Annotated in this window: 21 protein-coding genes and 1 pseudogene; 12 read left to right on the top strand and 10 right to left on the bottom strand. The window is 67.7% G+C overall.

Annotation, left to right across the window (positions count from 1 at the left end; genetic code table 11):
- Nucleotides 1-185: 185 nt before the first annotated feature.
- Genes hemL through V6W80_RS05450 form a run of 3 tightly spaced genes read right to left on the bottom strand, consistent with a single transcriptional unit; the run spans nucleotide 186 to nucleotide 2,916 of the window.
- Complete coding sequence (gene hemL, locus V6W80_RS05440; RefSeq protein ID WP_064308514.1) at nucleotides 186-1,472, bottom strand: glutamate-1-semialdehyde 2,1-aminomutase; 1,287 nt, start codon at nucleotides 1,470-1,472, stop codon at nucleotides 186-188.
- Nucleotides 1,473-1,492: 20 nt separating this feature from the next.
- Complete coding sequence (gene thiE, locus V6W80_RS05445; protein WP_338546095.1) at nucleotides 1,493-2,122, bottom strand: thiamine phosphate synthase; 630 nt, start codon at nucleotides 2,120-2,122, stop codon at nucleotides 1,493-1,495.
- On the bottom strand, nucleotides 2,119-2,916 hold the full coding sequence (locus tag V6W80_RS05450; protein WP_042136259.1) for a hydroxymethylpyrimidine/phosphomethylpyrimidine kinase: 798 nt from the start codon (nucleotides 2,914-2,916) through the stop codon (nucleotides 2,119-2,121). Before V6W80_RS05450 ends, thiE begins: the two co-directional genes overlap by 4 nt.
- Before the next feature lie 180 nt (nucleotides 2,917-3,096).
- Here V6W80_RS05450 and V6W80_RS05455 point away from each other — a divergent pair, with 180 nt between their 5' ends.
- From V6W80_RS05455 to V6W80_RS05485, 7 genes are all read left to right on the top strand, one after another.
- The gene (locus V6W80_RS05455) at nucleotides 3,097-4,830 is read left to right on the top strand and encodes an ABC transporter ATP-binding protein (protein WP_338546097.1); all 1,734 of its coding nucleotides are present in this window, start codon (nucleotides 3,097-3,099) and stop codon (nucleotides 4,828-4,830) included.
- The gene (locus V6W80_RS05460) at nucleotides 4,827-6,572 is read left to right on the top strand and encodes an ABC transporter ATP-binding protein (RefSeq protein ID WP_338546098.1); all 1,746 of its coding nucleotides are present in this window, start codon (nucleotides 4,827-4,829) and stop codon (nucleotides 6,570-6,572) included. Before V6W80_RS05455 ends, V6W80_RS05460 begins: the two co-directional genes overlap by 4 nt.
- 72 nt (nucleotides 6,573-6,644) lie before the next feature.
- Nucleotides 6,645-8,117, top strand: coding sequence for an AMP nucleosidase (gene amn / locus V6W80_RS05465; RefSeq protein ID WP_093250511.1), 1,473 nt, complete (start codon nucleotides 6,645-6,647; stop codon nucleotides 8,115-8,117).
- Nucleotides 8,118-8,594: 477 nt separating this feature from the next.
- On the top strand, nucleotides 8,595-9,758 hold the full coding sequence (locus V6W80_RS05470) for a type III PLP-dependent enzyme (RefSeq protein WP_007159636.1): 1,164 nt from the start codon (nucleotides 8,595-8,597) through the stop codon (nucleotides 9,756-9,758).
- Between the two features lie 181 nt (nucleotides 9,759-9,939).
- Complete coding sequence (locus V6W80_RS05475) at nucleotides 9,940-12,156, top strand: TonB-dependent receptor (RefSeq protein ID WP_231356675.1); 2,217 nt, start codon at nucleotides 9,940-9,942, stop codon at nucleotides 12,154-12,156.
- Between the two features lie 64 nt (nucleotides 12,157-12,220).
- Entirely contained in the window at nucleotides 12,221-12,904 is a 684-nt protein-coding gene (locus tag V6W80_RS05480) for a Fe2+-dependent dioxygenase (RefSeq protein ID WP_257703971.1), read from the top strand.
- Nucleotides 12,889-15,387: a sulfite reductase flavoprotein subunit alpha gene (locus V6W80_RS05485; RefSeq protein WP_338546102.1), complete on the top strand. Its 2,499-nt coding sequence runs from the start codon at nucleotides 12,889-12,891 to the stop codon at nucleotides 15,385-15,387. Before V6W80_RS05480 ends, V6W80_RS05485 begins: the two co-directional genes overlap by 16 nt.
- Here V6W80_RS05485 and V6W80_RS05490 read toward each other — a convergent pair.
- Nucleotides 15,384-15,827: a DMT family transporter gene (locus V6W80_RS05490; RefSeq protein ID WP_064308521.1), complete on the bottom strand. Its 444-nt coding sequence runs from the start codon at nucleotides 15,825-15,827 to the stop codon at nucleotides 15,384-15,386. The genes V6W80_RS05485 and V6W80_RS05490 overlap by 4 nt on opposite strands.
- A 115-nt stretch (nucleotides 15,828-15,942) precedes the next feature.
- Here V6W80_RS05490 and V6W80_RS05495 point away from each other — a divergent pair, with 115 nt between their 5' ends.
- Both V6W80_RS05495 and V6W80_RS05500 read left to right on the top strand, forming a co-directional pair.
- Nucleotides 15,943-16,434, top strand: a complete 492-nt coding sequence (locus V6W80_RS05495; RefSeq protein ID WP_338546104.1) for a hypothetical protein — start codon at nucleotides 15,943-15,945, stop codon at nucleotides 16,432-16,434.
- Between the two features lie 8 nt (nucleotides 16,435-16,442).
- Nucleotides 16,443-16,895 (top strand): DUF421 domain-containing protein, encoded by a 453-nt coding sequence (locus tag V6W80_RS05500; protein WP_017642480.1) that lies wholly within the window; start codon nucleotides 16,443-16,445, stop codon nucleotides 16,893-16,895.
- A 66-nt stretch (nucleotides 16,896-16,961) separates the two neighbouring features.
- Here V6W80_RS05500 and V6W80_RS05505 read toward each other — a convergent pair.
- Nucleotides 16,962-17,111: pseudogene (locus V6W80_RS05505) on the bottom strand (general stress protein); the annotation flags it as partial.
- Nucleotides 17,112-17,413: 302 nt separating this feature from the next.
- Nucleotides 17,414-18,277: an MBL fold metallo-hydrolase gene (locus V6W80_RS05510; RefSeq protein ID WP_338546108.1), complete on the bottom strand. Its 864-nt coding sequence runs from the start codon at nucleotides 18,275-18,277 to the stop codon at nucleotides 17,414-17,416.
- A gap of 198 nt (nucleotides 18,278-18,475) precedes the next feature.
- Here V6W80_RS05510 and V6W80_RS05515 point away from each other — a divergent pair, with 198 nt between their 5' ends.
- Entirely contained in the window at nucleotides 18,476-18,856 is a 381-nt protein-coding gene (locus V6W80_RS05515) for a GtrA family protein (RefSeq protein ID WP_338546110.1), read from the top strand.
- An 8-nt stretch (nucleotides 18,857-18,864) separates the two neighbouring features.
- A complete protein-coding gene (locus V6W80_RS05520) occupies nucleotides 18,865-19,794 on the top strand; it encodes a glycosyltransferase family 2 protein (RefSeq protein WP_184291875.1) in 930 nt (309 codons plus the stop codon).
- Here the strand turns inward: V6W80_RS05520 and zapE are convergent.
- Nucleotides 19,791-20,891: a cell division protein ZapE gene (gene zapE, locus V6W80_RS05525; protein ID WP_064308523.1), complete on the bottom strand. Its 1,101-nt coding sequence runs from the start codon at nucleotides 20,889-20,891 to the stop codon at nucleotides 19,791-19,793. The two genes, V6W80_RS05520 and zapE, sit on opposite strands and share 4 nt — an antisense overlap.
- Before the next feature lie 160 nt (nucleotides 20,892-21,051).
- On the opposite strand from zapE, the gene V6W80_RS05530 reads away from it, so the two are divergent.
- Nucleotides 21,052-22,272 (top strand): pyridoxal phosphate-dependent aminotransferase, encoded by a 1,221-nt coding sequence (locus V6W80_RS05530; protein ID WP_338546113.1) that lies wholly within the window; start codon nucleotides 21,052-21,054, stop codon nucleotides 22,270-22,272.
- Here V6W80_RS05530 and V6W80_RS05535 read toward each other — a convergent pair whose 3' ends face one another.
- The 3 genes from V6W80_RS05535 to V6W80_RS05545 form a co-directional block, all read right to left on the bottom strand.
- Nucleotides 22,273-23,052, bottom strand: coding sequence for a hypothetical protein (locus V6W80_RS05535; RefSeq protein ID WP_338546115.1), 780 nt, complete (start codon nucleotides 23,050-23,052; stop codon nucleotides 22,273-22,275).
- A gap of 153 nt (nucleotides 23,053-23,205) precedes the next feature.
- Nucleotides 23,206-24,543, bottom strand: a complete 1,338-nt coding sequence (locus tag V6W80_RS05540) for a sigma-54-dependent transcriptional regulator (RefSeq protein WP_160923668.1) — start codon at nucleotides 24,541-24,543, stop codon at nucleotides 23,206-23,208.
- Complete coding sequence (locus V6W80_RS05545; protein WP_338546118.1) at nucleotides 24,528-25,973, bottom strand: sensor histidine kinase; 1,446 nt, start codon at nucleotides 25,971-25,973, stop codon at nucleotides 24,528-24,530. The genes V6W80_RS05540 and V6W80_RS05545 overlap by 16 nt, the downstream gene beginning before the upstream one ends.
- Between the last annotated feature and the right edge of the window lie 40 nt (nucleotides 25,974-26,013).

Genomic DNA, 26,013 nt, shown 5'->3' on the forward strand with positions numbered 1-26,013 from the left:
CGGAGAACCCGGTCGGCGAAACGCGCCGACATCTCATTATGGGTCAAGCCGACGCACGCTTTCAAAACCTTTACGCGCAACGGCGGAACTTTTTTACCCGTGACGCCGGCTACTCAACTAGTGTGTGAGGCCGGCGGGGCAGAGAGGTTCCACAGGCGAGACGAACGACACCTGTCAGACGGGTCCTAGTCCTTGAAGGTGGCGAAGGCGCGCTCGGCGGCGTCCAGGGTGATGCGCAATTCCTCGTCGCCGTGGGCAATGGAGGTGAAGCCGGCTTCGAAGGCGCTGGGCGCCAGGTAGACGCCACCGTCCAGCATCAGGTGGAAGAAGCGCTTGAACCTCTCGCTATCGCTGGCCATGACATCGCTGAAGGTAACGATGTCTTCGGCGCCGCTGAAGTAGAGACCGAACATGCCGCCTGCCTGGGTGGTGACGAAGGGCACACCGGCGGCATCGGCGCGGTCCTGCAAGCCTTGCAGCATTCGCGTGGTGTAGTCGGTCAGCTCGGCGTGGAAGCCGGGACGGCGGATCAGTTGCAGGGTGGTAAGGCCGGCGGCCATGGCCAGCGGATTGCCCGACAGGGTGCCGGCCTGGTAGACCGGGCCGAGCGGGGCGATCTTCTCCATGATCTCGCGCTTGCCGCCAAAGCAGCCGACCGGCATGCCGCCGCCGACGATCTTGCCGAAGGTGGTGAGGTCCGGGCGGATGCCGTAGTGCGCCTGGGCACCACCCAGGGCGACGCGGAAGCCGGTCATGACCTCGTCGAAGATCAGCACCACGCCGTAGCGATCGCAGAGGCTGCGCAGCCCCTCCAGGAAACCCGGCGCCGGCGGTACGCAGTTCATGTTGCCGGCCACCGGCTCGACGATGATGCAGGCGATCTGGTCGCCCACCTTGGCCAGGGTTTCTTCCACTTCGCCCAGGTCGTTGTAGGCCAGGGTCAGGGTGTGCTGGGCGAAGGCCGCCGGGACGCCGGGGGAGCTGGGCACGCCCAGGGTCAGGGCGCCGGAACCGGCCTTGACCAGCAGGCTGTCGGAGTGACCGTGGTAGCAGCCCTCGAACTTGATGATGGTGTCGCGCCCGGTGTAGCCGCGCGCCAGGCGGATGGCGCTCATAGTGGCCTCGGTGCCGGAGCTGACCATGCGCACCATTTCCATGGACGGCACGATCTCGCAGATGAGGTCGGCCATGGTTGTTTCCAGGGCGGTCGGCGCGCCATAGGAGAGACCGTGTTCCAGCTGGCGGCGCACGGCGTCGAGCACGTCCGGATGGCTGTGGCCGAGGATCATCGGACCCCAGGAACCGACGTAGTCGACATAGCGCTTGTCATCCTCGTCGACGATATAGGCGCCCTGGGCGTGCTTGAAGAACAGCGGCGTGCCGCCGACGCTCTTGAAGGCGCGGACCGGCGAGTTGACGCCACCGGGGATGTGGCGCTGGGCCTGGTCGAAGAGTTGCGCGGAGCGGGACATAGGGGTCTCCTTGAAGGGGATCAGGCCGTGAATAGCCGGGCGAAGGCGCGCGCGCGGCGCTCCACCTCGCCCGCGCTAGCGGCGGAAAACAAGCTGTGGATGACGGCGAGCAGGTCGACGCCGTGGGCGAGCAGATGTGGGGCATTGTCCAGGGTGACACCGCCGATGGCGCAGACGGGCAGAGCGAAACGACTGCGGGCTTGGTCGAGCAATTCCAGGGGCGCTGGCGGGGCATCCGGCTTGGTGCTGGAGGCGAAGAAGCGACCGAAGGCTAGGTAGCTGACGCCGGCCTGGACCGCGGCCTCGGCCAATTCCAGACTGGCGTGGCAGGTGCCGCCGAGGATGGCCTCCGTACCCAGTTCGGCGCGGGCCGCGGCTAGGGAGCCGTCTTCCTGACCCAGGTGCAGGCCGACGCCCAGCTGGCGAGCCAGGGGCAGGTCGTCATTGATGATCAGCTGGGCCTGATGCTGCCGGCAGAGTTCGGCAAGAGCCGCGGCTTCGTCATGACGACGGTTGGCATCCCCTGACTTGTCGCGGTACTGCACCAGGCGGGCACCGCCCTGCAGGGCAGCTTCGACATAGGGCAGCAAGCGACCCTCGGCGAGCAGCACGCTGTCGGTGATGGCGTAGAGGCCGCGCAGGGGGCTCATGAGCAGAAGTCCAGTGGCAGGCGCCGCGGCACGTACTGGCCGCGACCGGGGCGCTCGGCGTCTCTCAGGGTGCGCCAGGTGTAGTCCAGGGCGCTGCGCACCGCACTGGGCAGGGCTTCGCCCAGGGCCAGGCGCCCGGCCAGGGTGCTGGCCAGGGTGCAGCCGGAGCCGTGGTAGCTGCCGGGCAGGCGCTGGCAGACGTGTGTCTCGCAGCCACCGGCACGGTCATAGAGGCGGTTGTGCACCTCGTGTTCTTCGCCATGGCCGCCGGTGATCAGGAGGTGGGCGCAAAAGGGCAGCAGGCGCTCGGCGCATTGCTCCGGGGTGCCCTCGGGCAACTCGGCGAGGATGCGCGCCTCGGGCAGGTTGGGGGTGGCGATGGTGGCGCGCGGCAAGAGGCGCTCGCGAATGGCGTAGCCGACCTCGTCCTTGCCCAGCGCGCCGCCACCGCCAGCGCGCAGCACCGGATCGCAGACCAGGGGCACGCCAGGGAGCGCTTCCATGATCTCCAGCACCGTCTCGACCATCTCCACCGAACCGAGCATGCCCAGCTTGACCGCCGCCACTGGCAGGTCGGCGATGATCGCCCGGGCCTGGGCCAGCACCCACTCGCGATCCAGCACCCGGAAGTCCCGCACGTCGACGGTGTCCTGCACGGTCAGCGCGGTGACCGCCGGGGCGGCATGGCAGCCCTGGGCGAGCAGGGCTTCGATGTCGGCCTGCAGCCCGGCGCCGCCACTCGGATCGTGGCCGGACAGGCAGAGGACGACGGGACGTTGGGGTTCGAGGGTCATGGACGTCAGCCTAGCAAAGGGAAAAAGGGGCGCCGCGGCCGGGCGCCGCAGGGAGTGGCACCCTACAACGACCTCGCGCCCCGCGCCACCCGTTGACATGGGACCCGGATCGGGACGAAGGAACTCCGCTGCCGGTTGGGTAGCCGATATACTGCACCTTTGCTCGGGTAAGGCGGTTCTATGGCGTTGTGGCGGTTGTTGCGTGATTTCTTCCTGCGCCAACGGCGTGCCTACGGGACGGCCATCCTCTGCCTGCTGGGCGTCGGTCTGCTCAACCTGACCCTGCCCTGGTGGATCGGCAAGGCCATCGACGCCCTGCGTGCCGGCGAGCTGGATCAGACCGGCCTGCTCTGGCGCGTCGCCCTGATCGTGGCGGTCGGCTGTGGCCTCTATGTGCTCCGCTATCAGTGGCGGGTGCGCCTGTTCGGCACCTCCTACCAGGTCGGCGTGGAGCTGCGCGATGCCTTCTTCGCCAAGCTGGCGCGGCTGGATCCCGGCTTCTTCCAGTCCAGTCGTACCGGTGACCTGCTGGCCCGCGCCACCCAGGACATCGACGCCGTGGAGACCGCCGCCGGCGAAGGGGTGCTGGCCAGTTTCGATGGCATGCTGACCCTGCTGCTGGTACTACTGGCCATGTTCATCGGCATCGACGCACCCCTGGCCGCCCTGGCGCTGTTGCCCTTTCCCTTCATGGCCTGGGGTTTCTATCGCGTGGCGCGGCGGGTGCAGCAGCGCTTCGGCCTGGCGCTGGCCGGCTTTTCCGCCCTCAACGACCGTACCCAGGAAGCCCTCAGCGGCCTGCGCATGCTGCGCCAGCATGCCCTGATCGAAGCCGAGCTGGATGACTTCGACGCCCGCGCCCGCAGCGTGGCCAAGGCCGACTACCAGGTGCAGCGCACCGAGGCGCGCTACGAGCCGATCATCTTCGTCGCCCTGAGTCTCGCCACCCTGCTGACCCTGGTCATGGGCAGCTGGCGCTATCTCGATGGCCACATCACCCTGGGCCAGCTGACCAGCTTCAGCCTCTATCTCGTGCAGCTGATCTGGCCGATGTTCGCCATCGGCTGGTGCTTCAACCTGCTGCAGCGCGGCGAAGCGGGTGCCCGTCGGCTGGAGGAGGTGTTCGCCGTCACCGAGCGCATCCGTGACGAAGGCACTCAGACGCCGCCGGACCAGGCGGATCTGTCGGTCTATATCCCGGCCTTCACCTATCCCCAGGCGCGCCAGCCGGCCTTGCAGGACGTGGTCATCGACCTGCCCGCGGGCGATACGCTGGGCATCGTCGGTGCCACCGGCAGCGGCAAGAGCACCCTGCTGCGCCTGCTGCTGCGCCAGTTTCCGCTGGAGCAGGGCTGCATTCGCCTGGGGGGGGTGCCGCTGGAGGACTATCGGCTGGGCGACCTGCGCGCCCAGTTCGCCTATGTGCCCCAGGATCCCTTCCTGTTCGCCCGTACCCTGGGCGAAAACGTCGCCCTCAGTCGCCCCGACGCCACCGCCGGAGAGATCCGCGAAGCCCTCGACGCCGCCGCCTTCGGCACCGACCTGGCGGGCCTGCCGCAAGGGCTGGATACGCCGGTGGGCGAGCGCGGCCTGACCCTCTCCGGCGGCCAGCGCCAGCGGGTGGCCCTGGCGCGGGCGCTGCTCTCTCCGGCGCCCATCCTGCTGCTGGACGACACCCTCTCGGCGGTGGATACCGCCACCGAAGCCCGTCTGCTCAAGACGCTGGCCGGACTGCAGGGGCGTACCACCCTGATCGTCAGCCACCGGCTCTCGGCCGTGCAGCACGCCGACGAGATCATCGTGCTCGACCAGGGCAGCCTGGTGGAGCGGGGCCGCCATGGCGAGCTGCTCGCCGCCGGTGGTCTCTATGCCCGACTCTGGAATCTGCAGCAGGCGGAGGAGGCCGGCCAATGACCAAGACCCGCGTGCTTTCCCTGCTGCTCAAGCCGGTGCTGGCCAATCCGCGCAAGCTGGCCGGCACCCTGGCGATCCTGGTCGTGGCGACCCTGTTCGATGTGTTGGGGCCCTGGCTGACCAAGCACTACCTGGACAACTACCTGGTGCCCCACGACCTGCGCCTCTGGCCGCTGGTGGGCCTGGTCGCCGCCTATGTGGTCTCCCAAAGCCTGGCCGCCTATGGCCGCTACCTGCAATCGCTACGCTTCGCCGAGATCGCCATGGACGTGGTGCTCCTGCAGCGGCGTCGGCTGTTCCGCCACGTGCTGAGCCTGCCGCAGAGCTTCCACGATCGCACCGCCACCGGCGAACTGGTGGCGCGGGTCACCAACGACACCGATGCCCTGCGCGAACTCTATGTGGCCTTTCTCGGCAACATGGTCGGCAACATCGTGCTGTTGATCGGCATCCTGGTGGCCATGGCGCTGCTCGACGTACGCCTGATGGCCATCGCCGTGCTGCTGATCCCGGCCGCGGTGCTGATCGTCTGGGCCTATCAGCGATACAGCGGGGCGGCGGCCATGGAGGTGCGGATGCTGCGCGCCGAGCAGAGCGCCCGGCTGGGCGAGGCCATCGGCGGCATGGGTCTGTTGCAGGCCTTCAACCAGACCGAGCGCTTCCGCCAGGATTTCCAGCGGCTCAACCAGGCCCAGTACGGCGCGCGCATGCGCACCATCCGTGTCTCCGGCCTGCTGCTGCGCTCGGCGCTGGATCTGGTCAGCGTGGCGGTGCTGGCGGTGCTGCTGCTGGTCTACGGTATGGGGCATCTGCAGGGCGGCGCCGAGATCGGCGTGCTCTATGCCTTCGTCACCTACCTGGGCCGGGTGACCGAGCCGCTGATGGACATCACCCAGAGATTCAACCTGTTCCAGCAGGCCACGGTGGCCGGCACCCGGCTGCTGCACCTGCTGGAAGAGAAGCCGGCGCTGAGCGGCGAAGATGACCGCCCCATCGCGACCGCGCACTTCCATCTCGACGCCGTGCGCTTCCGCCATGCCGGCGCCGGGCACGACACTCTGCACGGCATCGACCTGGACATCGCTCCGGGCACCTTTCTCGGTATCGTCGGCCCCACCGGCAGCGGCAAGTCGACCCTGCTCGACCTGCTCGCCGGACTGCAACCGGTCACCGGCGGCCACCTCTGCCTGGACGGTCGCGAACTGGGCACGCTGACTCCGGAAGTGCTGGGCGCCGCCTTGGCCAGCGTGCCCCAGGAGCCCTTCATCCGTTCCAGCAGTCTCAGGGACAACCTGCTGCTGGGTAGCCAGGTGCCGGATGCGCGCCTGCGCGAGGCCCTGGCCGCCGCCCACCTGGATGACCTGGTGGCACGGTTGCCGGAAGGCCTGGATACCCTGCTGGGCGAGCGTGGCTTCACCCTGTCCACCGGCGAGCGGCAGCTGCTGGCGCTGGCCCGGGCGCTCTTGCGCGAACCCAAGGTGCTGCTGCTGGACGAGGCCACCGCCAGCATCGACAGCGCCACCGAGGCGCGGCTCCAGGGGGCGCTGGACGAATTGCGTGGCCAGGTCACCCTGATCGTGGTGGCGCACCGGCTGTCCACCATCCGCCATGCCGATCGCATCCTGGTGCTGCGCGACGGCCGCAAGGTGGAGGAGGGTAGTCACGAATCGCTGCTGCAGCGGCCCGACGGCCACTATCGCCGGCTGTGGGAGCAGCATGCCCAGGGTGACAAACCCCTATGAGCCGTCACAGCCGTTGTCACCCAGGGGTGTTAGGGTGTCAGCTATAGCCAGCGCCCCAACAAGGAAACCTGCATGACCTCCGTATCCGAGGATTTCACCGTCGTCGCCACCGCCAGCGAGGCGGTCGACCGGCTCGCGGCGCTGCACCAGGAGGCCACCCAGGCCCTGGATGCGGCGCTCAAGCGCTATCTCAAGGATCGCGTCGAACCCAGCGCCGCCGAGCGCCAGCTGTTCCGCTATCCCGAGATCCGCATCCGCTATCGCGCGCCCGGCGTGCCGCCGGCCACCACCCGCGCCTACGCCAAGATCCAGCTGCCCGGCACCTATGTGGCCACCGTGACCCATCCGGCGGCCTTTCGCGGCTATCTGCTGGAGCAGCTCGAACCCCTGATGCGCGACTATGACGTCCAGGTCGAGGTCGGTCGCAGTCGCCAGGACATCCCCTACCCCTATGTGGTGGAGCAGGGCGACGAACTGGCCGGTAGCGGCGTGACCGCCGCCGAGCTGGCGCGGGTCTTTCCCAGCACCGATCTCTCCGCCGCCCACGACGACATCGCCGACGGCCACTACGACTGGGAGCGCATCGATCCGCTGCCGCTGGCCTTGTTCGATGCCGCCCGTACCGACTTCTCGCTGAGACGCATCGTTCACTACACCGGCAGCGACTGGCGCCACGTGCAGCCCTGGATCCTGCTGACCAACTACCATCGCTACGTCGACCAGTTCATCCAGCATGGCCTGGAGCAACTGCGCAGCGATCCGCGCTTCGAGCGCCTGGTGCTGCCGGGCAACGTCATCATCGAGCGCGACATGGACCCCACCGAGGCCCAGGCGGTCATCGCCGCCATCGCCTGGCACCGCTTCCAGATGCCGGCCTACCACCTGATCGCCGGCGACGGCCATGGCGTCACCCTGGTCAACATCGGCGTCGGCCCGTCCAACGCCAAGAACATCACCGACCACCTGGCGGTGCTGCGTCCGCACTGCTGGCTGATGATCGGCCACTGTGGCGGCCTGCGGCAGTCGCAGACCATCGGCGACTACGTGCTGGCCCACGCCTACATGAGACGCGACGGCATCCTCGACCGCGTGGTGCCGCCGCACATTCCCATCCCGGCGCTGGCCGAGGTGCAGGTGGCCCTGCAGGAAGCCGCCGCCAGCGTCACCGGCGAACGTGGGGAAGCGCTCAAGCGGCGCCTGCGTACCGGTACCGTGCTGACCTACGACGACCGCAACTGGGAGTTGCGCTGGGCCCAGGAACGCCCGCTGATCAACCTGGCGCGCGCCGTGGCGGTGGACATGGAGAGCGGCACCATCGCCGCCCAGGGCTATCGCTTACGGGTGCCCTACGGCACCCTGCTGTGCGTGTCCGACAAGCCCTTGCACAGCGAGATCAAGCTGCCCGGCTCGGCCAACGCCTTCTATGCCCGCGCGGTGAGCCAGCACCTGGCCATCGGCATCGCTGCCCTCGACCAGCTGCGTACCCAGCTCGACTCCCTGCACTCGCGCAAGCTGCGCAGCTTCGACGAGCCGCCGTTCCGGTAAGGCGCTGGGGTTGGGCGTGTTGGGCTTCGCTGCGCTCAACCCAACCTACGGGCCCAGGCTCTGGTAGGTTGGGTTGAGACGGCTCCATCGTCGAAGCCCAACGCTGCAACCTTCCCCACCTTCTCTGCCCGCTCGGCAACCCCCTGTCATCGCCCCTCCGGAACATCTCGTCGCCCGCTCCGGTCGGTTGCAGGAGTGGGGGTGAGTCCGCGCGCGTCACCGTTCGGTAAAGATCACGGATTTAACATTGATCTCTGGGACGTCTGGCCCTAAAGTTCGCGCCCGAACGTCCATGCTGGAAACGATCCATCCGGCTCAAGTACCGACGACGAGACAGCGAGGTCAACGCCAGTACGCGTTGACCTTTTTGCTTTCGGCGATGTGCCTTGGGAAGTAGGCGAACCAAAGTGGGGAAACGGATTAGGCGTTCAGAACACCCCCTCCTTCAATTTGTTCTGCCCATCGGGAGTCCGACGCATGTCCATCAAGGTCGAAGATTACTATTCTCGCGAAACCTTCCAGAAGATGAAGGCCTTCGCCGACCAGCAGGAAACCCCCTTCGTCGTCATCGACACCGCCACCATCGGCCGGGCCTATGACGATCTCGTTGGCAACTTCCCGTTCGCCAAGATCTACTACGCGGTCAAGGCCAACCCGGCCATCGAGATCACCGAGCTGCTGCGCGACAAGGGCTCGAATTTCGACATCGCCTCCATCTACGAGCTGGACAAGGTGCTGTCCACCGGCGTCGAGCCTGAGCGCATCAGCTACGGCAACACCATCAAGAAATCCAAGGACATCCGCTACTTCTACGAGAAGGGCGTGCGCATGTTCGCCACCGACTCCGAGGCCGACCTGCGCAACATCGCCAAGGCCGCCCCGGGCTCGCGCATCTATGTGCGGATCCTCACCGAAGGCTCCAACTCCGCCGACTGGCCGCTGTCGCGCAAGTTCGGCTGCCAGCCCGACATGGCTCTGGACCTACTGATCCTGGCCCGTCAGCTAGGCCTGGAGCCCTATGGCATCTCCTTCCACGTCGGCAGCCAGCAGCGCGACATCGACGTTTGGGACGCCGCCATCGCCAAGGTCAAGGTGATCTTCGAGCGCCTCAAGGAAGAAGACGGCATCACCCTGAAGATGATCAACATGGGCGGTGGCTTCCCGGCCAACTACATCCAGCGCACCAACAGCCTGGAGACCTATGCCGAGGAGATCATCCGCTTCCTCAAGGAAGACTTCGGCGACGAACTGCCGGAAATCATCCTGGAGCCGGGCCGTTCGCTGATCTCCAACGCCGGCATCCTGGTCAGCGAAGTGGTGCTGGTGGCGCGCAAGTCGCGTACCGCCGTCGAGCGCTGGGTCTATACCGACGTGGGCAAGTTCTCCGGCCTGATCGAAACCATGGACGAATCCATCAAGTTTCCGATCTGGACCGAGAAGAAGGGCGAGATGGAAGAAGTCGTCATCGCCGGGCCGACCTGCGACAGCGCCGACATCATGTACGAGCACTACAAGTACGGCCTGCCGCTGAACCTGGCCAGCGGTGACCGCCTGTACTGGCTGTCCACCGGTGCCTACACCACCAGCTACAGCGCGGTGGAATTCAACGGCTTCCCGCCGCTGAAGGCCTTCTACCTCTAAGGCCTCTGGGTGTCGATCGAGCCCGCGTCCCGCAAGGGACGCGGGCTTTTTCATGCCTGTCGCCAGGGCGCCTGTCAGGCAACGTCAGAATTTGTTAAGAATAGTTTACATTCGCTATGGATTTGATAATCGTTTGCAAATAGAATCGCGCCGCATTCACAAAAGGAGGCGGCTCGCCATCATGTCCAAGGAACTTTCCTCGCTGTCCCAGCGCCGTTTGCTGGTTTCTACCTTCAGTGTCGCCGTCGCTTCGCTATCCCTGGGGGTACAGGCCCAGGATGCCAAGGAGCCGGTGACCCGGCTGGAAAGTCTGACCATCGAGGGTCAGGCGCAGCAGGAGGGCTTCAAGGCCGAACAGTCCGCCTCGCGCAAGTACACCGCCCCCTTGCTGGACACCCCGCAGACCGTGACCGTGGTTCCCGCGCAGGTCATCCAGGACCAGCAGGCGCTGAGTCTGAGATCGGTGCTGTCCAACGTCTCCGGCATCACCTTCAACGCCGGTGAGGGCGGCGGCGGCTCCGGCGACAGCATCAACATCCGCGGCTTCAGCGCCAACTCGAACATCCAGATCGATGGTCTGCGCGACAGCACCCAGACCAACCGTACCGACACCTTCAACCTGGAATCGGTCGAGGTCATCAAGGGCCCCAACTCGGTGTTCGGCGGCGCCGGCACCACCGGTGGCTCCATCAACCTGATCAGCAAGAAGCCCCAGGAGCGCCAGTTCACCCGCATCGGCGCGGGCCTCGGCACCGACAGCTATCGCCGCCTGACCCTGGACACCAACCAGCCGCTGCAAGGCGTGGGTACCGACAGCGCCTTTCGCCTGAACCTGATGGCCCACGAGAACGACGTGCCCGGCCGCGACCAGATCGACCGCGAGCGCTGGGGAATCGCGCCGTCGCTGGCCCTGGGCCTGTCGGACGATACCCGCCTGACCCTGAGCTACTTCCACCAGACCGACGACAACCAGCCCGACTACGGGGTGCCGGCGTTCAACGGCAAGCGCCTGGGCGGGGTGGATCGCGATGCCTATTTCGGCTTCAAGAACATCGACAAGGAAGACATCAATAACAATGTCTTCACCGTGGAGCTGGAGCATCGCTTCAACGACAACCTGAGTCTGCAGAACCTGACCCGCTACAGCCGCATCGAACGCGACGCGGTGATCTCCGCTTCCCACGTCAACCTGAGTGGCGTAGCCGCGGGCCGCTATCGTCCGGCCGGTCCCCAGGGCTATGGCCGCGACGTGACCTCGGAGATGTGGATCAACCAGACCAACCTGACCGGCACCGTCGATACCTTCGGCCTGGGCCATTCCTTCGTGCTGGGCGCCGAATTCTCCCGCGAGGACTACGACCGCGACACCTACAGCTATGGCCTGACCTTCCCGGCCGCCGGCTATGCCCTGGCTGCACCGCCGGAGCGCTACGACGGCGCGACCGACAAGCAGACCTCGGCCATCGCCAACAACGTGCTGACCGACAAGGCCATCTATGCCTTCGATACCATCGCCCTCAATCAGTATTGGGATCTGAACCTGGGGCTGCGCTATGACTGGTTCGACGGTGACAGCGACACCACCCCGGTCGCCAACGGCGTGCGTGGCGCCAAGACCCAGCTGAGTTCCGATGACGCCAAGTTGAGCGGGCGCGCTGGCCTGGTATTCAAGCCGGCGCCGAACGGCCGTGTCTATGTGGCCTATGGCACCTCCTTCAACCCCTCGGCGGAAAGCCTGACCTCCACCGGCGCCGGCCTGAGCGCGGCCAACCAGGATCTGGGTCCGGAAAAGAACAAGACCTGGGAACTGGGCACCAAGTGGGAATTCCTCGACAGGCGCCTGGAGCTGGACGGCGCCCTGTTCCGCGTCGAGAAGAGCAATGCCCGGGAAACCCTGGCCGACGGCAGCACCGCCCTGGCAGGCGAGCAGCGCGTGCAGGGCATCGAACTGGGCGCCACCGGGCGGATCACCCCGCAGTGGAACGTCTACGCCAACTTCACCTTCCTCGACAGCGAGACGCTCAAGGCCGCCGATACCCTGGATGGACGCAATCGCGAAGGCCAGGCGCTGGCCAACACCCCGCCGCGTTCGCTCAATCTCTGGACCACCTATGAGCTGCCGGCCGGTTGGCGGGTGGGCTATGGTGCCCGCTACGTCAGCGAGCGCAACGTCACCTCCAGCAACGACGGCGCCAAACTCGACGACTACTGGCTGCACAACGCGATGGTCGGCTATCGCGTCAATCGCAACGTCGACCTGCAACTCAACGTCAACAATGTCTTCGACAAGGACTATGTGGAGCGGGTGCGCTCGCAACTGGGCGTGAGCACGAGGTCGTCGGCCATCGAATATGGCGATGCCCGTTCCGCCATCCTGACCGCGACCTACAGCTTCTAAGGTCGTCCGCCAGACGCCGAGCCCTGCACCCGCGGGGCTTTCGGCTTTGAGGAGAACAGCGCCAATGATGATCAGCGTTCCGGGTGTGCTCACGCCCGAGCAGGTAGGGGAGTGCCGCCAGCGACTGGAAGCGGCGGCCTGGGCCGATGGCCGGCACACGGCCGGCTTCCAGTCGGCCATGGCCAAGGACAATCTGCAGCTGCCGGCGGACGAGCCGGCGGCGCGGGCGGTGGGTGAACTGATCCAGCAGGCGTTGGCGCGGCATCCGCTGTTCGTCGCCGCGGCGCTGCCGGCGCGGGTGTTTCCGCCGCTGTTCAATCTTTATCAGGGCGGCCAGTCCTTCGGGCTGCACGTGGACAATGCGCTGCGGGCCCTGCCGGATGGTAGCGGCTATCTGCGTACCGACCTGTCGGCCACGCTGTTCCTGTGCGAGCCGGACACGTACGACGGCGGCGAGCTGGTGGTGGAAGACACCTATGGCGCCCACAGCGTCAAACTGGCGGCCGGCGACCTGATCCTCTATCCGGCCAGCAGCCTGCACCGGGTGCTGCCGGTCACTCGAGGCGCGCGGCTGTGTTCCTTCTTCTGGATCCAGAGCCTGGTGCGCGATGCCGGTCAGCGCAGTCAGCTGTTCGAACTCGACCAGGGCATCCAGCGGGTGGCCGCCGAGCTGGGGCAGGGCCATGAGGCCTGCCTGCAACTGACCGGCGTCTATCACAACCTCCTGCGCCAATGGGCTCAGCCCTGATCCGCAGGGGCCTCTTCCAGCTGCACAGCCTGCTCGGGCTGGCAGCGGGCCTGGTGCTGGTGGTGCTGGGGGTGACGGGGGCGCTCTACAGCTTCCAGCTGGAGCTCTTGCAACTGCTCAATCCGCCATCGACCACCGCCGCTCCGGACCAGCGTCCGCTGACGCTGCCGGAGGTGCGGCAGCGTCTCGTGCCTGCAGATCGGGAGTTGAGCTTCGTTTCCAGCATGGCGGGGGAGGACTACGGCCTGCTCGGTCTGGCACCGGCGAAGGGTCAGGGCCGTGGCGAGGTGCAGCTGTTCGATCGCTACACCGGCGAGGTGCTGACGTCGCCCCGTGGCCAGGCGTTCTTTCGCCTGATCCTTGACCTGCACCGCTCCCTGGCCCTGGGACCGGTGGGCAAGGCCCTGACCGGCGCCGCCACCCTGATCCTGCTGGTGCTCTGTCTGTCCGGGCTGTACCTGCGCTGGCCGCGTCAGGTACGCCGCTGGCGCACCTGGCTGACCCTGGACTGGCGCCGCCGGGGGCGCAGCTTCCACTGGGACCTGCACGCCGTGGCGGGCACCTGGTGCCTGCTGCTCTATCTGCTGGCGGCGCTGACCGGTCTCTATTGGTCCTATGACTGGTACCGCGAGGCCAGCGAGCGCCTGCTCGGCGCCGCCCCGGAGCCCCAGACTGCGGGGGTGGTGGCGCGCCAGGACGTGGATCTGGACGCGCTCTGGCAGAGCTTCCGCGCAGAGACCGGTGGACGCATCGAGGGCTACGGCCTGCTGCTGCCCAATCCGGCGCGCAAGGTCAGCCATCCCACCCTCTGGTACCTGCCCGAGGATGCCGAGCACCTCCGCGCCCTCAATCGCATCGTCTTCGATGAGCAGGGGCGGGTGCTCGACCATCGCCGCTACCGCGAGCAGCCGCTGGGTGCCCGGCTGTTGCTCAGCGTCTATGCCCTGCATTCGGGGGAGTATTTCGGCCTGGGGGGCCGGATAGCTCTGCTGCTCGCCAGCCTGGCCATGCCGCTGTTCATGGTGACCGGGCTCTGGCTCTATCTGGATCGCCGGCGCAAAGGCCGCCAGGCGCGCCAGGCGCAGATCGGGTTCACTCCGGCCGCGGCAGGGAGCGCCGACTGGCTGATCGGCTATGCCAGCCAGAGTGGCCAGGGCGAGGCGCTGGCCTGGCAGGCCGCCGGCCAGTTGCAGGCGGCGGGGCTGAGCGCCGAGGTGACAGCGCTGGGGCGGCTCTCGGTCGAGCGGCTGCAACGGGCCACCCGGGCACTGTTCGTCGTCGCCACCCACGGCGACGGCGAGGCCCCGGATGCCGCGCGCGGCTTCGAGCGGCGCATGCTGACCCAGGCGGCGACGCTGCCAAGTCTGAGCTATGGGGTGCTGGCCCTGGGCGACCGGCGCTATCCGGCCTACTGCGCCTTCGCCCGTCGGCTGGACGCCTGGCTGGCTGGGCAGGGCGCCCGATCACTGTTCGCCCCGGTGGAGGTGGACAATGGCGATCCCCTGGCGCTCGCCGTCTGGCAGGGGCAGTTGCAGGCCCTGGGCGCTGCGTGTGCCGAGCCACTGCCCGAGCGTCCGCTGCAGTCCTGGCAGCTGGCGGCGGTGCAGCGGCTCAACGCCGGCAGCCCCGGTGGAGCTGCCTTCGAGCTGCAGCTGCGGCCACCGCCTGGAAGCCACTGGGCACCGGGTGACCTGCTGGAGATCGCGCCGCGCCAGCGCGCCGAGCGTGTGGCGGCCTGGCTGCAGCCCCTGGCCGCTGACAGCAGGGTCGAGATCGGGGGGGTGACGCTCACCTTGGCGACGGCTCTGGAAACCCGTCTGCTGCCGGAAGACCAGACCGCGCTGCCGGGCCTGGACGCCCAGGCCCTAGTCGACGCCCTGAAGCCGCTCGCCGTACGTCAGTACTCCATCGCCTCGCTGCCCGGCGAAGGCGCCTTGCGGTTATTGGTACGCCAGGAGCGCAAGGCGGATGGCCGCCTGGGCATCGCCTCCGGTTGGCTGACCACGGCGCTACGACCCGGTGACCAGGTGCAGGCGCGGCTACGCGCCCATCCCGGCTTCCGACCGCCGCTGGACGAGCGCCCACTGATCCTGATCGCTGCCGGTACCGGCCTGGCCGGGGTACGCCCGCTGCTGGCCGCCCGCATCGCCGCCGGACACCGGCGCAATTGGCTGCTGTTTGGCGAACGCACGGCGGCGCACGACGATTTCTATGAAGCGGAGCTGGATGCCTGGCAGGCGCAAGGCGAGTTGGCCCGGCTGGACCGGGTGTTCTCGCGGGACGGCGACGGCTATGTGCAGGAGCGCCTGAGCGCGCAGGCGGACCTGCTGCTGGACTGGCTGGCGGCGGATGCCGTGATCATGGTCTGCGGCAGTCTGCAAGGGCTGGGGCGTGGCGTGCACGCCACCCTGCAGGGGCTGCTCGGCGAGGCCGAGGTCCAGCGGCTGTTGGAGGATGATCGCTACCGCCGCGATCTCTACTAGGCCCGGGCGATGCACCAGACGCCGGCGCCGATCAGCACCACGCCGGCCAGCTTGCCCAGGGTGACCGGGTCCTGACGAAAACCGGCCCAGCCGAAGTGATCCAGACTCAGGGACATGGCCAGTTGGCCAGCGATCACCAGCGCCATGAACAGGGTGGCGCCGATGCGCGGACCGGCAAAGGCGGCCATGGCGATAAAGAACATGCCCAGCAGGCCGCCGCACCAGTGCCACCAGTGCAACTCGCGCAAGGCCCCCAGGGTGGGGACGCCGCGCTGCCAGAGCGTCAGGCCCAGCAGGGCCAGTAGCCCGACCAGGAAGGAAATGGACGCCGCGGCGAAGACACTGGACAGCTGGCGGGCCAGTTGACCGTTGATGCCGGCCTGCAGCGGCAGGCAGGCACCGGCGATGAAGGGCAGGACGAGCAGCCACCAGACGGGCATCGACCGGACTCCGGGTAGAAAGGGGGCGCGCAGTATGCCCCAGGGTGGGGCGAAGCGGTCGAACCGGCGACCTTCGGTCAGGCTCCAAGGGCTATCGCATTCCGGAGCAACCGTCATGGCGTCACCCTTGGAGAAGCGCCTGCCGATCCGCGAGGAGCCGGGCCTGCAACGCTGGATCTGGCGCTGCGAGCGGCTGGGCTGGGTACTGCTGGCCCTGTTCGTGGCGCTGGCCCTGGCCGGGCTGTTCGCCAGTGGCGGGCCCTGGGCCAAGGCGACGCGGATCAGCGACGATGGCCAGCTCAAGGTCGACTACGAGCGTTTCCAGCGCCGCGGGGCAGCGGCGACCCTGACCCTGGAACTTGCGCCCGGCGTCAACCGCGTCGGCCTCGACGAGCGCCTGGTGGCCGACTGGACGGTGGAAGCTCTCTATCCGCAACCCCTGCGCATGACCAGCAGCGACGGGGTGCTCTGGTTGGAACTGGCCGGCGGTACGGGGTCGAATCGTGTGCACCTGGCGCTGCGTCCTGACGCCCTGGGCACGGTCGACTGGCGCATCCTGCGACCCGGCCAGCCACCCCTGGAACTCTCTGCCTTCGTCTATCCCTAGGAACTGCCATGGAATCCGTCCTGCGCGCCGCCGCGATCTACGTCTTCTTGCTGGTGCTCTTTCGCATCACCGGGCGCCGGGCGCTGTCGGAGATCACCACTTTCGATTTCGTCCTGCTGCTGGTGATCGGCGAGGCGACCCAGCAGGCGCTGTTGGGGGATGATTTTTCGGTGATCAACGCCTTCGTGGTGATCGCCACCCTGGTGCTGATCGACATCCTGCTTTCGTTGTTCAAGGAGCGCTCACCCAAGGTGGGGCGCTTTCTCGATGGCGTGCCGCTGATCGTGGTGGAGTACGGCAAGCCGTTGACCGCGCGGCTGCGCAAGGCCCGCCTGACCGAAGAGGACATCCTCGAAGCGGCGCGGCAGAGTCAGGGGCTGGAGCGGCTGGAGCAGATCCGCTTCGCGGTGCTGGAGAAGAATGGGCAGATATCAGTGATACCCGAGCCCGGAGCGAAGTAACGGAGAGGTGAAAGGCAGAAAGGGCAGGATGATCCTGCCCTTGGTCATGGTCTGAATGACGCCGGGTTACCGCTGGCCGCCACCCCTGTTCTGACCGCCCTTGCGACCGGCCTCGGACGCTTTCTCGCGGTCATTGGCGAAACTGCCGCCGCTGTTCTGACCGCCCTTGCTGCCGGCTTCGGCGGCTTTCTCGCGATCATTGGCGAAGTTGCCTGGATTGGAATTCGATTGCTTGGTGGTCATGGTCGCTCTACCTCTCGTGGGAATGTAGTGCAGAACGCATTGCCTGCCTTGGTATGGAGGGGCGAACGCGGCAAGGTTTCCCGGTCGGAGGATGGGCGGTCGCTGGCCAGGCGCCACTGTCTGGACCGTATCTAGCTTTGGCCGAAGGCCTGTCCAACCTGGCCGCTGGGTTGCAAGGTGCGCCAGGTGTGCCCCGCCCGGAAAAGCCTGGACGCAGCGGTGTCGCTGCGTCCAACTCCTGTGGCTATTGGCTTGTACGACAGATGGCGCCTGCGCTAGAAACCGTCGATGGGAATCTTCAGGTAACGGCGGCCATTGGCCTCGGCCGGCGGCAGGGTACCGGCACGGATGTTCACCTGGATCGCCGGCAGGATCAGCGTCGGCATGGACAGGGTGGCGTCGCGGCGGGTGCGCAGGGCGACGAAGGCGTCTTCGTCCACCCCATCGCGAACGTGGACGTTGAGGGCGCGCTCTTCACCCACGGTGGTCTCGTGGCGTGCCTCGCGACCCGCCGGCGGATAGTCGTGGCACAGGTAGAGGCGCGTGGCCTCCGGCAGGGTCAGCAACCGGCGGATCGAGCGATAGAGGTCGCGGGCGCTGCCACCGGGAAAGTCGCAACGGGCCGAGCCGACGTCGGGCATGAACAGGGTATCGCCAACGAAGACGTGTGCTTCTTCCACCTGATAGGCCATGTCGGCCGGGGTATGGCCAGGCACGTGCAGGGCGCGGGCGCTGAGGGCGCCGATATGGAAGACCTCGTCGGGCTGGAACAGGTGATCGAACTGGGAGCCGTCGAGGCGGAATTCCGGCTCCAGGTTGAAGACCTCCTTGAAGGCGCCCTGGACCCGGCGGATGCCTTCGCCGATGGCGATGCGACCGCCCAGTTGCCGACGCAGATAGGGCGCGGCGGAAAGGTGGTCGGCATGGGCGTGGGTCTCCAGCAGCCACTCCACGGTCAGTCCCTGATCGCGCACGAAGCGGGCGACGCGATCCGCCGACAGGGTAGCGGTCCGGCCCGAATGCGGATCGTAGTCCAGCACCGAATCGATGATGGCGCAGCGACTGCCGGGGGCCTCATAGATCACATAGGTGAAGGTGGACGTGGTGGCGTCGAAGAAGGGTTCGATGCGCGGAGTCATGACCGGGCCTCGTGAAGAGAAAGGACGTCCCACCTTAACACGGGGCCCTGCCGCTCCGTGGCGTGCCTCGTCGCCACACCTGTTGCGACGGCATCGACCGCTGGTCGCCATATGACGGAATTGCAACGGATGCAACAGGATGTTTCGACGCTGGCAGGTTAACGTTCGCCGGTCTCTAGTGCTGCGCCGAGGTCTAGCGTGTCTTCATCCGGTTCCTTGGCTAAGTCTGCAGGTAAGCCCCTGCGTTTCGCCCTGGTCGGTGCCGCCGCCACCCTGGTGCATATGGCTGTCGCTACCCTGCTGCTGGGTCTCTGCAGTTGGCCGGCCTATCCCGCCAATCTCGGCGCCTTCCTGGTCGCTTTCGGCGTGTCCTACCTGGGTCACCGGCATATCACCTTCGCCCGCGCTGGATCGCCTTGGCGCTTCCTGCTGGTCGCGCTCGCCGGCTTCGGTCTCAACAACCTGTTGCTGACCGGTTTGCTTGCCTGGGGCGTGCCGCCCCTCTATGCGCTGCTCGCCGCCACCGCGCTGGTGCCAGTGTTCAGCTATCTGCTGTCGTCCCTGTGGGTGTTCAGATGAGTGATGCCGTGAAGCTGTCCCTTGTAGTGCCGGTGTTCAACGAAGAGTTGGCCATCGAACTCTTCTATCACGCGGTCTGCGCTCATCCGGAACTGACCCGTCACGACCTGGAACTGCTGTTCGTCGACGATGGGAGCCGCGATGGCAGTGCGCGGGTGCTCGAACGCTTGCGTCAGGGGGATCCGCGAGTACTGGTGCTGCAGCTGTCGCGCAATTTCGGCAAGGAGGCCGCCCTGTTCGCGGGCATCGAGCATGCCAGCGGCGATGTGGTGGTACCTCTGGACGTCGACCTGCAGGATCCCTTGGACGTCATTCCCCGGCTGCTTGAACAATGGCGCCAGGGCGCCGAGGTGGTGCTGGCCAAGCGCATCGACCGGCGCAGCGACAGTCCGCTCAAGCGGCTGACAGCCGAGGGCTTCTATCGCCTGCACAACCGCATCGCCCAGACGCCCATCGAGGAGAACGTCGGCGATTTCCGCCTGATGAGTCGGGAGGTGGTGGATGCCATCAGAGAACTGCCAGAGCGCAACCTGTTCATGAAGGGCATCCTTTCCTGGGTTGGCTTCGAAACCCGGGTGGTGGAGTACGAACGCGCCCCGCGCAGTGCCGGCAGCAGCAAATTCAATGGCTGGAAACTATGGAACCTGGCCCTGGAGGGCTTCACCTCCTTCAGCACGGTGCCGCTACGTCTCTGGACCTACCTGGGTGGCTTTGTCGCCCTGGTGTCCCTGGCCTATGCCGGCTACCTGATCTTCGAGAAGTTGGCCTTCGGCAACCGTGTACCCGGTTATCCCTCGTTGATGACCGCCATCTTGTTCTTTGGCGGCGTCCAACTGATCGGCATCGGTGTGCTCGGCGAATACATCGGTCGCATCTACATCGAAACCAAGCGCCGGCCGCGCTATGTGCTCAAGCGCGGGGCGAGGCGCGATGCCTAGTACCGCGCCTGCTGCATCTCCCTGAGTCGGCTCAGGGTGCGGCGGAAAGGAAATTCCAGAAAGCCGCGGGTGTACAGCTGCTCCAGGGGCACGGCGGCGTTCAGGTAGAGCGGGCGGCGGCGGTCGTAGGCTTCGTCGACCAGGGCGATGAAGCGGCGCACGGCGTCGTCCTGGGGCGCCAGGCGCGGCAGTTCGCGGTCGCCGGCCAGGACGCGCGTCGCGCCGTCTTCGGTGCCCCGAGCGATGCGGCCTGCGCGGGGATCACCGGACAGGCAAGGCACGCCGCCCAGCAGCAGGGCAGGGAAGCGGGTGCAGAGATCGATGTAGTCGGTGGTCGCCCAGGCGCCCTGGCAGAGGGTGGCGAAGTCCAGCCAGATCGCGCCGGGTGCACGCTGGATAACCGGCAACAGGCGCTCGCCGAGGGTGAGGGGCTCATCGGTCGCGGCTTGGCCGACGGTGAGCTGGGCGAAGGTCGCGGCCAGGGCGGTGGGATCGTCCACCCAATAGCGTGGTTCGGCTTGGCCTTCATGCAGACGGTGGTCCTGGCCGCCGTCCACCTCCAGCACGTCCAGCTGCGCCTGGAGCGCGGCGATGGCCGGCAACAGGCGCTCGCGATTGAAGCCGTCGGCATAGAGCTGCTCCGGCGGCTGGTTGGAGGTGACCACCAGCACCAGGCCCTGGTCCAGCAGGGCGCGCAGCAGGCCGCCTACCAGGATGGCGTCGCCGATGTCGCTGACGAAGAGTTCGTCGAAACACAGCACCCGCACCTCGGCGGCCAGCTCCCGGGCCAGCACCTGCAGGGGATCGCGGGTGCCGCTGAGCTGGAACTGGCGCTGGTGCACCCAGCGCATGAAGTGATGGAAGTGCTGGCGGCGGGCGGGCACCGGCAGGTTGGCGTGGAACAGGTCCAGCAGCCAGGTCTTGCCGCGGCCGACCGGACCCCAGAGATAGAGACCGCGTGCCGGACGGCCGGCCAGCAGCGCCGCGTGGCAGGCTTCCAGCTGGCGCGCAGCGGCCTCCTGGGCGGCATCGGGCAGGCGGTCCCCCTGGGCCAGGGCCTGGCGGTAGGCGGCGAGGGGAGAGAGGGCATTCGACATGGTCGCCACTCTAGCGCCCGTGCAGTCAGCAGACCATGCCCCAGCGGAATGACATGAGTCCTTTATAGCGTTTGAAGGCCAGCCGCGGCGGTTCGATAGTGCGAGACGACCCTGCCGGACGCCGCCGGCACCCGCTTTCATCTCTGCCTGGAGCCCTGTCATGGCCGCCGATTCGACCCTGCACCTCGCCCACTGCCTCGCCTCCGTGGGCGTCTCCGAAATCCTCAAGATCACCGAGCGCGCCAACGCCTTGCGCCGCCAGGGCGCCGATCTGCTGGTACTAGGTGCGGGCGAGCCGGACTTCGATACCCCGGAGCACATCAAGGAGGCGGCGATCCAGGCCATTCGCGCCGGCCAGACCAAGTACACGGTGCTCGACGGCAGCCCGGCGCTCAAGGAAGCCATCCGCCGCAAGTTCGCGCGGGAGAACGATCTGGTGTTCGCCCAGGACGAGGTGACGGCCTCGGCCGGTGCCAAGCAGGTGATCTTCAACGCCATGATGGCGACCCTGGACGCGGGTGACGAGGTGATCATCCCCGCGCCCTTCTGGGTGACCTATGCCGACATCGTCACCATCCTCGGCGGCACGCCGGTGGTGCTGCCGTGCCACGAGGAGGATGGCTTTCGCCTGACCGCCGAGGCCCTGGAAGCGGCCATTACCCCGCGCACCCGCTGGGTGATGCTCAACTCGCCGTCCAACCCCTCGGGGGCAGCCTATGGCGAGGTCCACTATCGCCCGCTGCTGGAGGTGCTGCTGCGCCATCCGCAGGTCTGGCTGATGGTCGACGACATGTACGAACACATCCTCTACGACGGCTTTTGCTTCGTCACCCCGGCCGCCCTGGAGCCACGGCTGCGCGAGCGGACCCTGACCATCAACGGCGTCTCCAAGGCCTATGCCATGACCGGTTGGCGCCTGGGCTATGCCGGCGGACCCAAGGCGCTGATCCAGGCCATGGCCAGTGTGCAGAGCCAGGTCACCTCCTGCCCCTGCTCGGTCAGCCAGGCCGCGGCCATCGCCGCCCTGGATGGGCCGCAGGACATCGTGCGCGAGCGCTGCGAGCTGTTTCGTCAGCGGCGGGATCTGGTGGTGGACGCGCTGAACGCGGTGCCGGGCCTGTCGGCGCGGCGGCCCGAGGGGGCCTTCTATGTCTACGCCAGTTGCGCGGGGATATTGGGTCGGCGGACGCTGGGCGGGGAGGTGATCGACAGCGATACGGCCTTTGCCCGCTACCTCATGGACGAGGGCGGGGTGGCGGTGGTGCCAGGCTCGGCCTTTGGCCTGGCGCCTTACTTCCGGGTTTCCTACGCCACCTCGCGGGAGGTGCTGGAGGAAGCCTGCCGCCGGATCGCCGAGGCGACCCAGCGACTGCTGGCCTGATCAGCCAGCCGGCGGAGCGGGCGGCGCCGGCGGTTGGGCACCCGGCGCGACCGGCTGGACGCCAGGGGGCGGGGGTGGCGGCAGACGACCGGGGCCACGGGGCGCCGGCGGGGTATCCAGGGTCTGCAGCGAGTTGGCGTCGGCGCCGAGGGCGCTGACCCGGAAGGCACGCCCCTGGGCATTGGCCACCAGCTCGCCGCGCACGGCCACGTTCTGACCCGGCTTGAGCAGGGCTTGCAGGCGCAGGGCTTCATGGGGCGGCAGGCGCAGGGCGGTACCGTCCTGCAGCAGGGCGCCGTTCACGTCGCCACGGGGACCGTGCAGCAGCTGGACGATCTGGCCTTGGAGGCTGTCGTTATCGCGTTCGGCGCCCGGACGGGGCGGCGGCGGACGCGGTTTGCCGCTGCGCTCGGGGCCTTCGTCGGTGACTGTCTTGCCGGTCTGGACATTGGTCAGGGAGACCGCCTGCACCAGCGGCAGGCTGGCGGCGCGCAGGCCGGCGACATTGATGCTGTCACCTGGCTTGAAGGTGGCGGCCAGTTGCTCGGACAGGTGCGGCGGGGTGTTGACCTCGGTGCCGTCGGCCAGGATCAGGCCGTCGATGTCGCCGCGGGGGTTGAGCAGGAACTGCTTGAGCTGGCCCTGCTGGGTGGGAATCTGGGCACCGGCAGCGGTGGTGGTGGCCGCGCTGCCGGCGGGTGCGGTCTGTGCCAGGACGAGGCCGCTGACGGACAGCAGGGCGAAGGTCCCGATCACGAGGGTTTGGGTCTTGGTAGGCATGGATGACTCCTGCAGTGGTTGACGATTAGGCTATTGCAGGGCCTGTGCCAACATTTATTTTGTATGTAAATCAATAGCTTGAGATTTCTGGTGGCCATCCGGACCAGGCAGTGCGTCCGGTTGGCGGACAGACCTGTCGGCAAAGCGGACAGCCTAGATCCCGCTGTCTTCTTCGCCGACACCCAGGCCCAGTCGACTCAGTTTGGTGTAGAGCAGCTGGCGATGAATGCCCAGCCGGCGGGCCGCCTCGGCGCGATTGCCGCCGCTGCGTTGCAGGGCCCGCTCGATCAGCAGCCGCTCCAGGCGCGCGGTGGCTTCCGCCAGGGTCTCCTCCGGCCAGCTGGCGTCGATGGTGACCGCATCCGAGGTTTCGCTCTGCAGGAAGGCCAGGTCGGCGGCGACGATGCGCTCGCCTTGGGCCAGGGTCGCGGCGCGCTGGATGGCGTTGCGCAATTCCCGCACGTTACCCGGCCAGGGGTGGCGCAGCAGCAGGGCGGCGGCATCGTCCGCCAGGACGCGACCGCTGGGCGCGAGGAAGTGCTCGGCCAGCGGCAGGATGTCGGCACGGCGCTCGCGCAGGGCCGGCAGGTGGATGGGCACCACATGCAGGCGATAGAAGAGGTCTTCGCGGAAGTCGCCACTGGCGACGCGCTGGGCCAGGTCGCGGTGGGTGGCCGCTACCAGCCGCACGTCCAGGCGCACCGGCGCGCCGCCCACCGGGGTCACCTCGCGTTCTTGCAGGGCGCGGAGGATCTTGGCCTGCATCGGCAGCGGCATGTCGCCTATCTCGTCGAGAAAGAGGGTGCCGCCCTGGGCTTCGCGAAAGGCACCGAGGCGATTGGCGGTGGCCCCGCTGAAGGCGCCGCGCACATGACCAAAGAGTTCGCTTTCCAGCAGGTCCGGCGGGATGGCCGCGCAGTTGACCGCGACGAAGGGCGCCCCGCGTCGCTTGCCGTGCTCGTGGATGGCGCGGGCCACCAGCTCCTTGCCGGTGCCGGTCTCACCGGTGACCAGCACCGTGGCCTCGCTGTCCACCAGACGGCCGATGGTCTTCTGCACCTGACGCAGGGCATCGCTGCCGCCCACCAGGGTGTGGCCTTCGACCGTGGCCGGCGGCGCCGCAGCGGGACCGCGCTGGGCGGTCATGCCGGCCAGCACCCGGATCAGGTCATCGCGACCGATGGGCTTGGTGAGGTGGTCGAAGGCGCCCAGGCGCATGGCCTCGATGGTGTTGCCGGCGCTGGCGAAGGCGGTCAGCACCGTGACCGCCGGCGGCTCGGGCAGGGCGCGGATGCGCGCCAGTACCTCCAGGCCATCCAGCCCGGGCATGCGCAGGTCGAGCAGCACGGCGTCCACCGTCTCCTGCGCCAGGAGCCGCAAGCCCGCTTCGCCTTCTTCGGCCTGCAGCACCCGGTAGCCCTGGTCCGCGGCGGTTTCCGCCAGGGCGTCGCGCAGACCGGCGTCGTCGTCGATGATCAGCAGGGTTGGCATGGCAGGAGGATCTCGAAGCGGGTGGGGACGGAAGGTTCGATCAGGCGCGCCTCGCCGCCGTGGGCGCGGGCGGTCTCGCGGACCAGGGCCAGGCCCAGGCCGGTGCCTTCGGGGCGACCGGTAACGAAGGGCTCGAAGAGCTGGGCGCGCAACTCGGCAGGCGGGCCCTGGCCTGCGTCTTCCACCGCCAGCACCAGCCAGTCGCCGCGCCGGCTGGCGTCGAGGCGGATCTCGCTGGCGGCCGGGGCGGCCTGCAGGGCGTTGAGCAGCAGGTTGTCCAGGGCACGACCCAGGGCGTCGCGGTCGAAATAGCCCTGCTCGACGGCCACCCTGGCGGTCAGGTGGATACCACGTTGGACCGCCTGGTCTTCGTGACCGGCCAGCACCTCGCGGCAAAAGGCCGGGAGCTCGACGGTGGTCGGTTGCAGTTGTAGCGGCTGGGTGAGGTCCAGCAGGCGACGCAGCAGGCTGTCGAGGCGGGTGACCTGCAGCAGGATGGCGTCCAGCGCGCGCTGCTGACGGCCGCTGTCGCCGACCAGGGCGTTCTCGGCCTTGAGGCGCATGGCGGCCAGCGGATTGCGGATCTCGTGGGCGACCCCGGCGGCCACCCGACCGAGGACCGCCAGCCGCTCACTGGCATGCACCTGGGTGGTCAGCCGCTGGGCTTCGCTGCGGGCCTGGGCCAGGCGCTGGCCGGCCTGGTTGAGCGCCGTCAGCACCTGATCCAGCTCGCGTTCGCCGGTGAGGGCGAGGGTGGGCAGGTCGTGGCTGGCGCTGGCTCCCAGATCGCGCTCGACTCGCGCGACATGCCGCGACCACTGCCAGGTGAGTCGACCGAGCAGCAGGGTGGCGGCGAGCATGGCCAGCAGCAGCAGACCTAGGCCCAGTTTCAGCTGGCGCTGACCGCTGCCCTCGGCGAAGGTCAGGCGGGTCAGGGTCCAGGCGGCGAGATCGGGGATGGGGCCGGACAGCGGGCAGGCGGCGACCAGCACCGTGGCGCCGTCCGCGCTGAAGCTGTCGCTCAGGCTGCGCGCCTCGGCCAGGGTCGCGGCGGAGAGATCGGCCAGGTGCTGGCGTTCGGCAGCGGTCAGAGTGAAGGGACTGGCATCGGCCAGGATCCCGGCCTGTTCCTGCCAAAGGCCACCGGCCATGCCGCGATAGCGCAGCAGGGCGACACTGGCCACGCCGGCGAGACTGCGCTGCAGTGTCGGATCGGCGAGCCCGGCGGTGGGTCCGGACCAGCCGTTGCTGTAGAAGCGGTAGCTGCTGGCGATGGCCTGGCAGGCCTGCTCGGCTTCCACCGTGGCCTGGCCGAGCTGGGCGCTTTCCGACTGGCGCAGCAGCAGGATCATCAGCCAGCCGACCCCGACGGCCATGCCGCCGAGCATCAGCAGCAGGGCAATCAGACGACTGCGCAGCGATCCGAACATGGGCGTTCTCTATCCAGGCCTTGGCCTGGATAGAGTGCCA

The organism is Pseudomonas benzopyrenica (assembly GCF_036884265.1).
GTDB classification, from domain to species: Bacteria; Pseudomonadota; Gammaproteobacteria; order Pseudomonadales; family Pseudomonadaceae; genus Chryseomonas; species Chryseomonas benzopyrenica.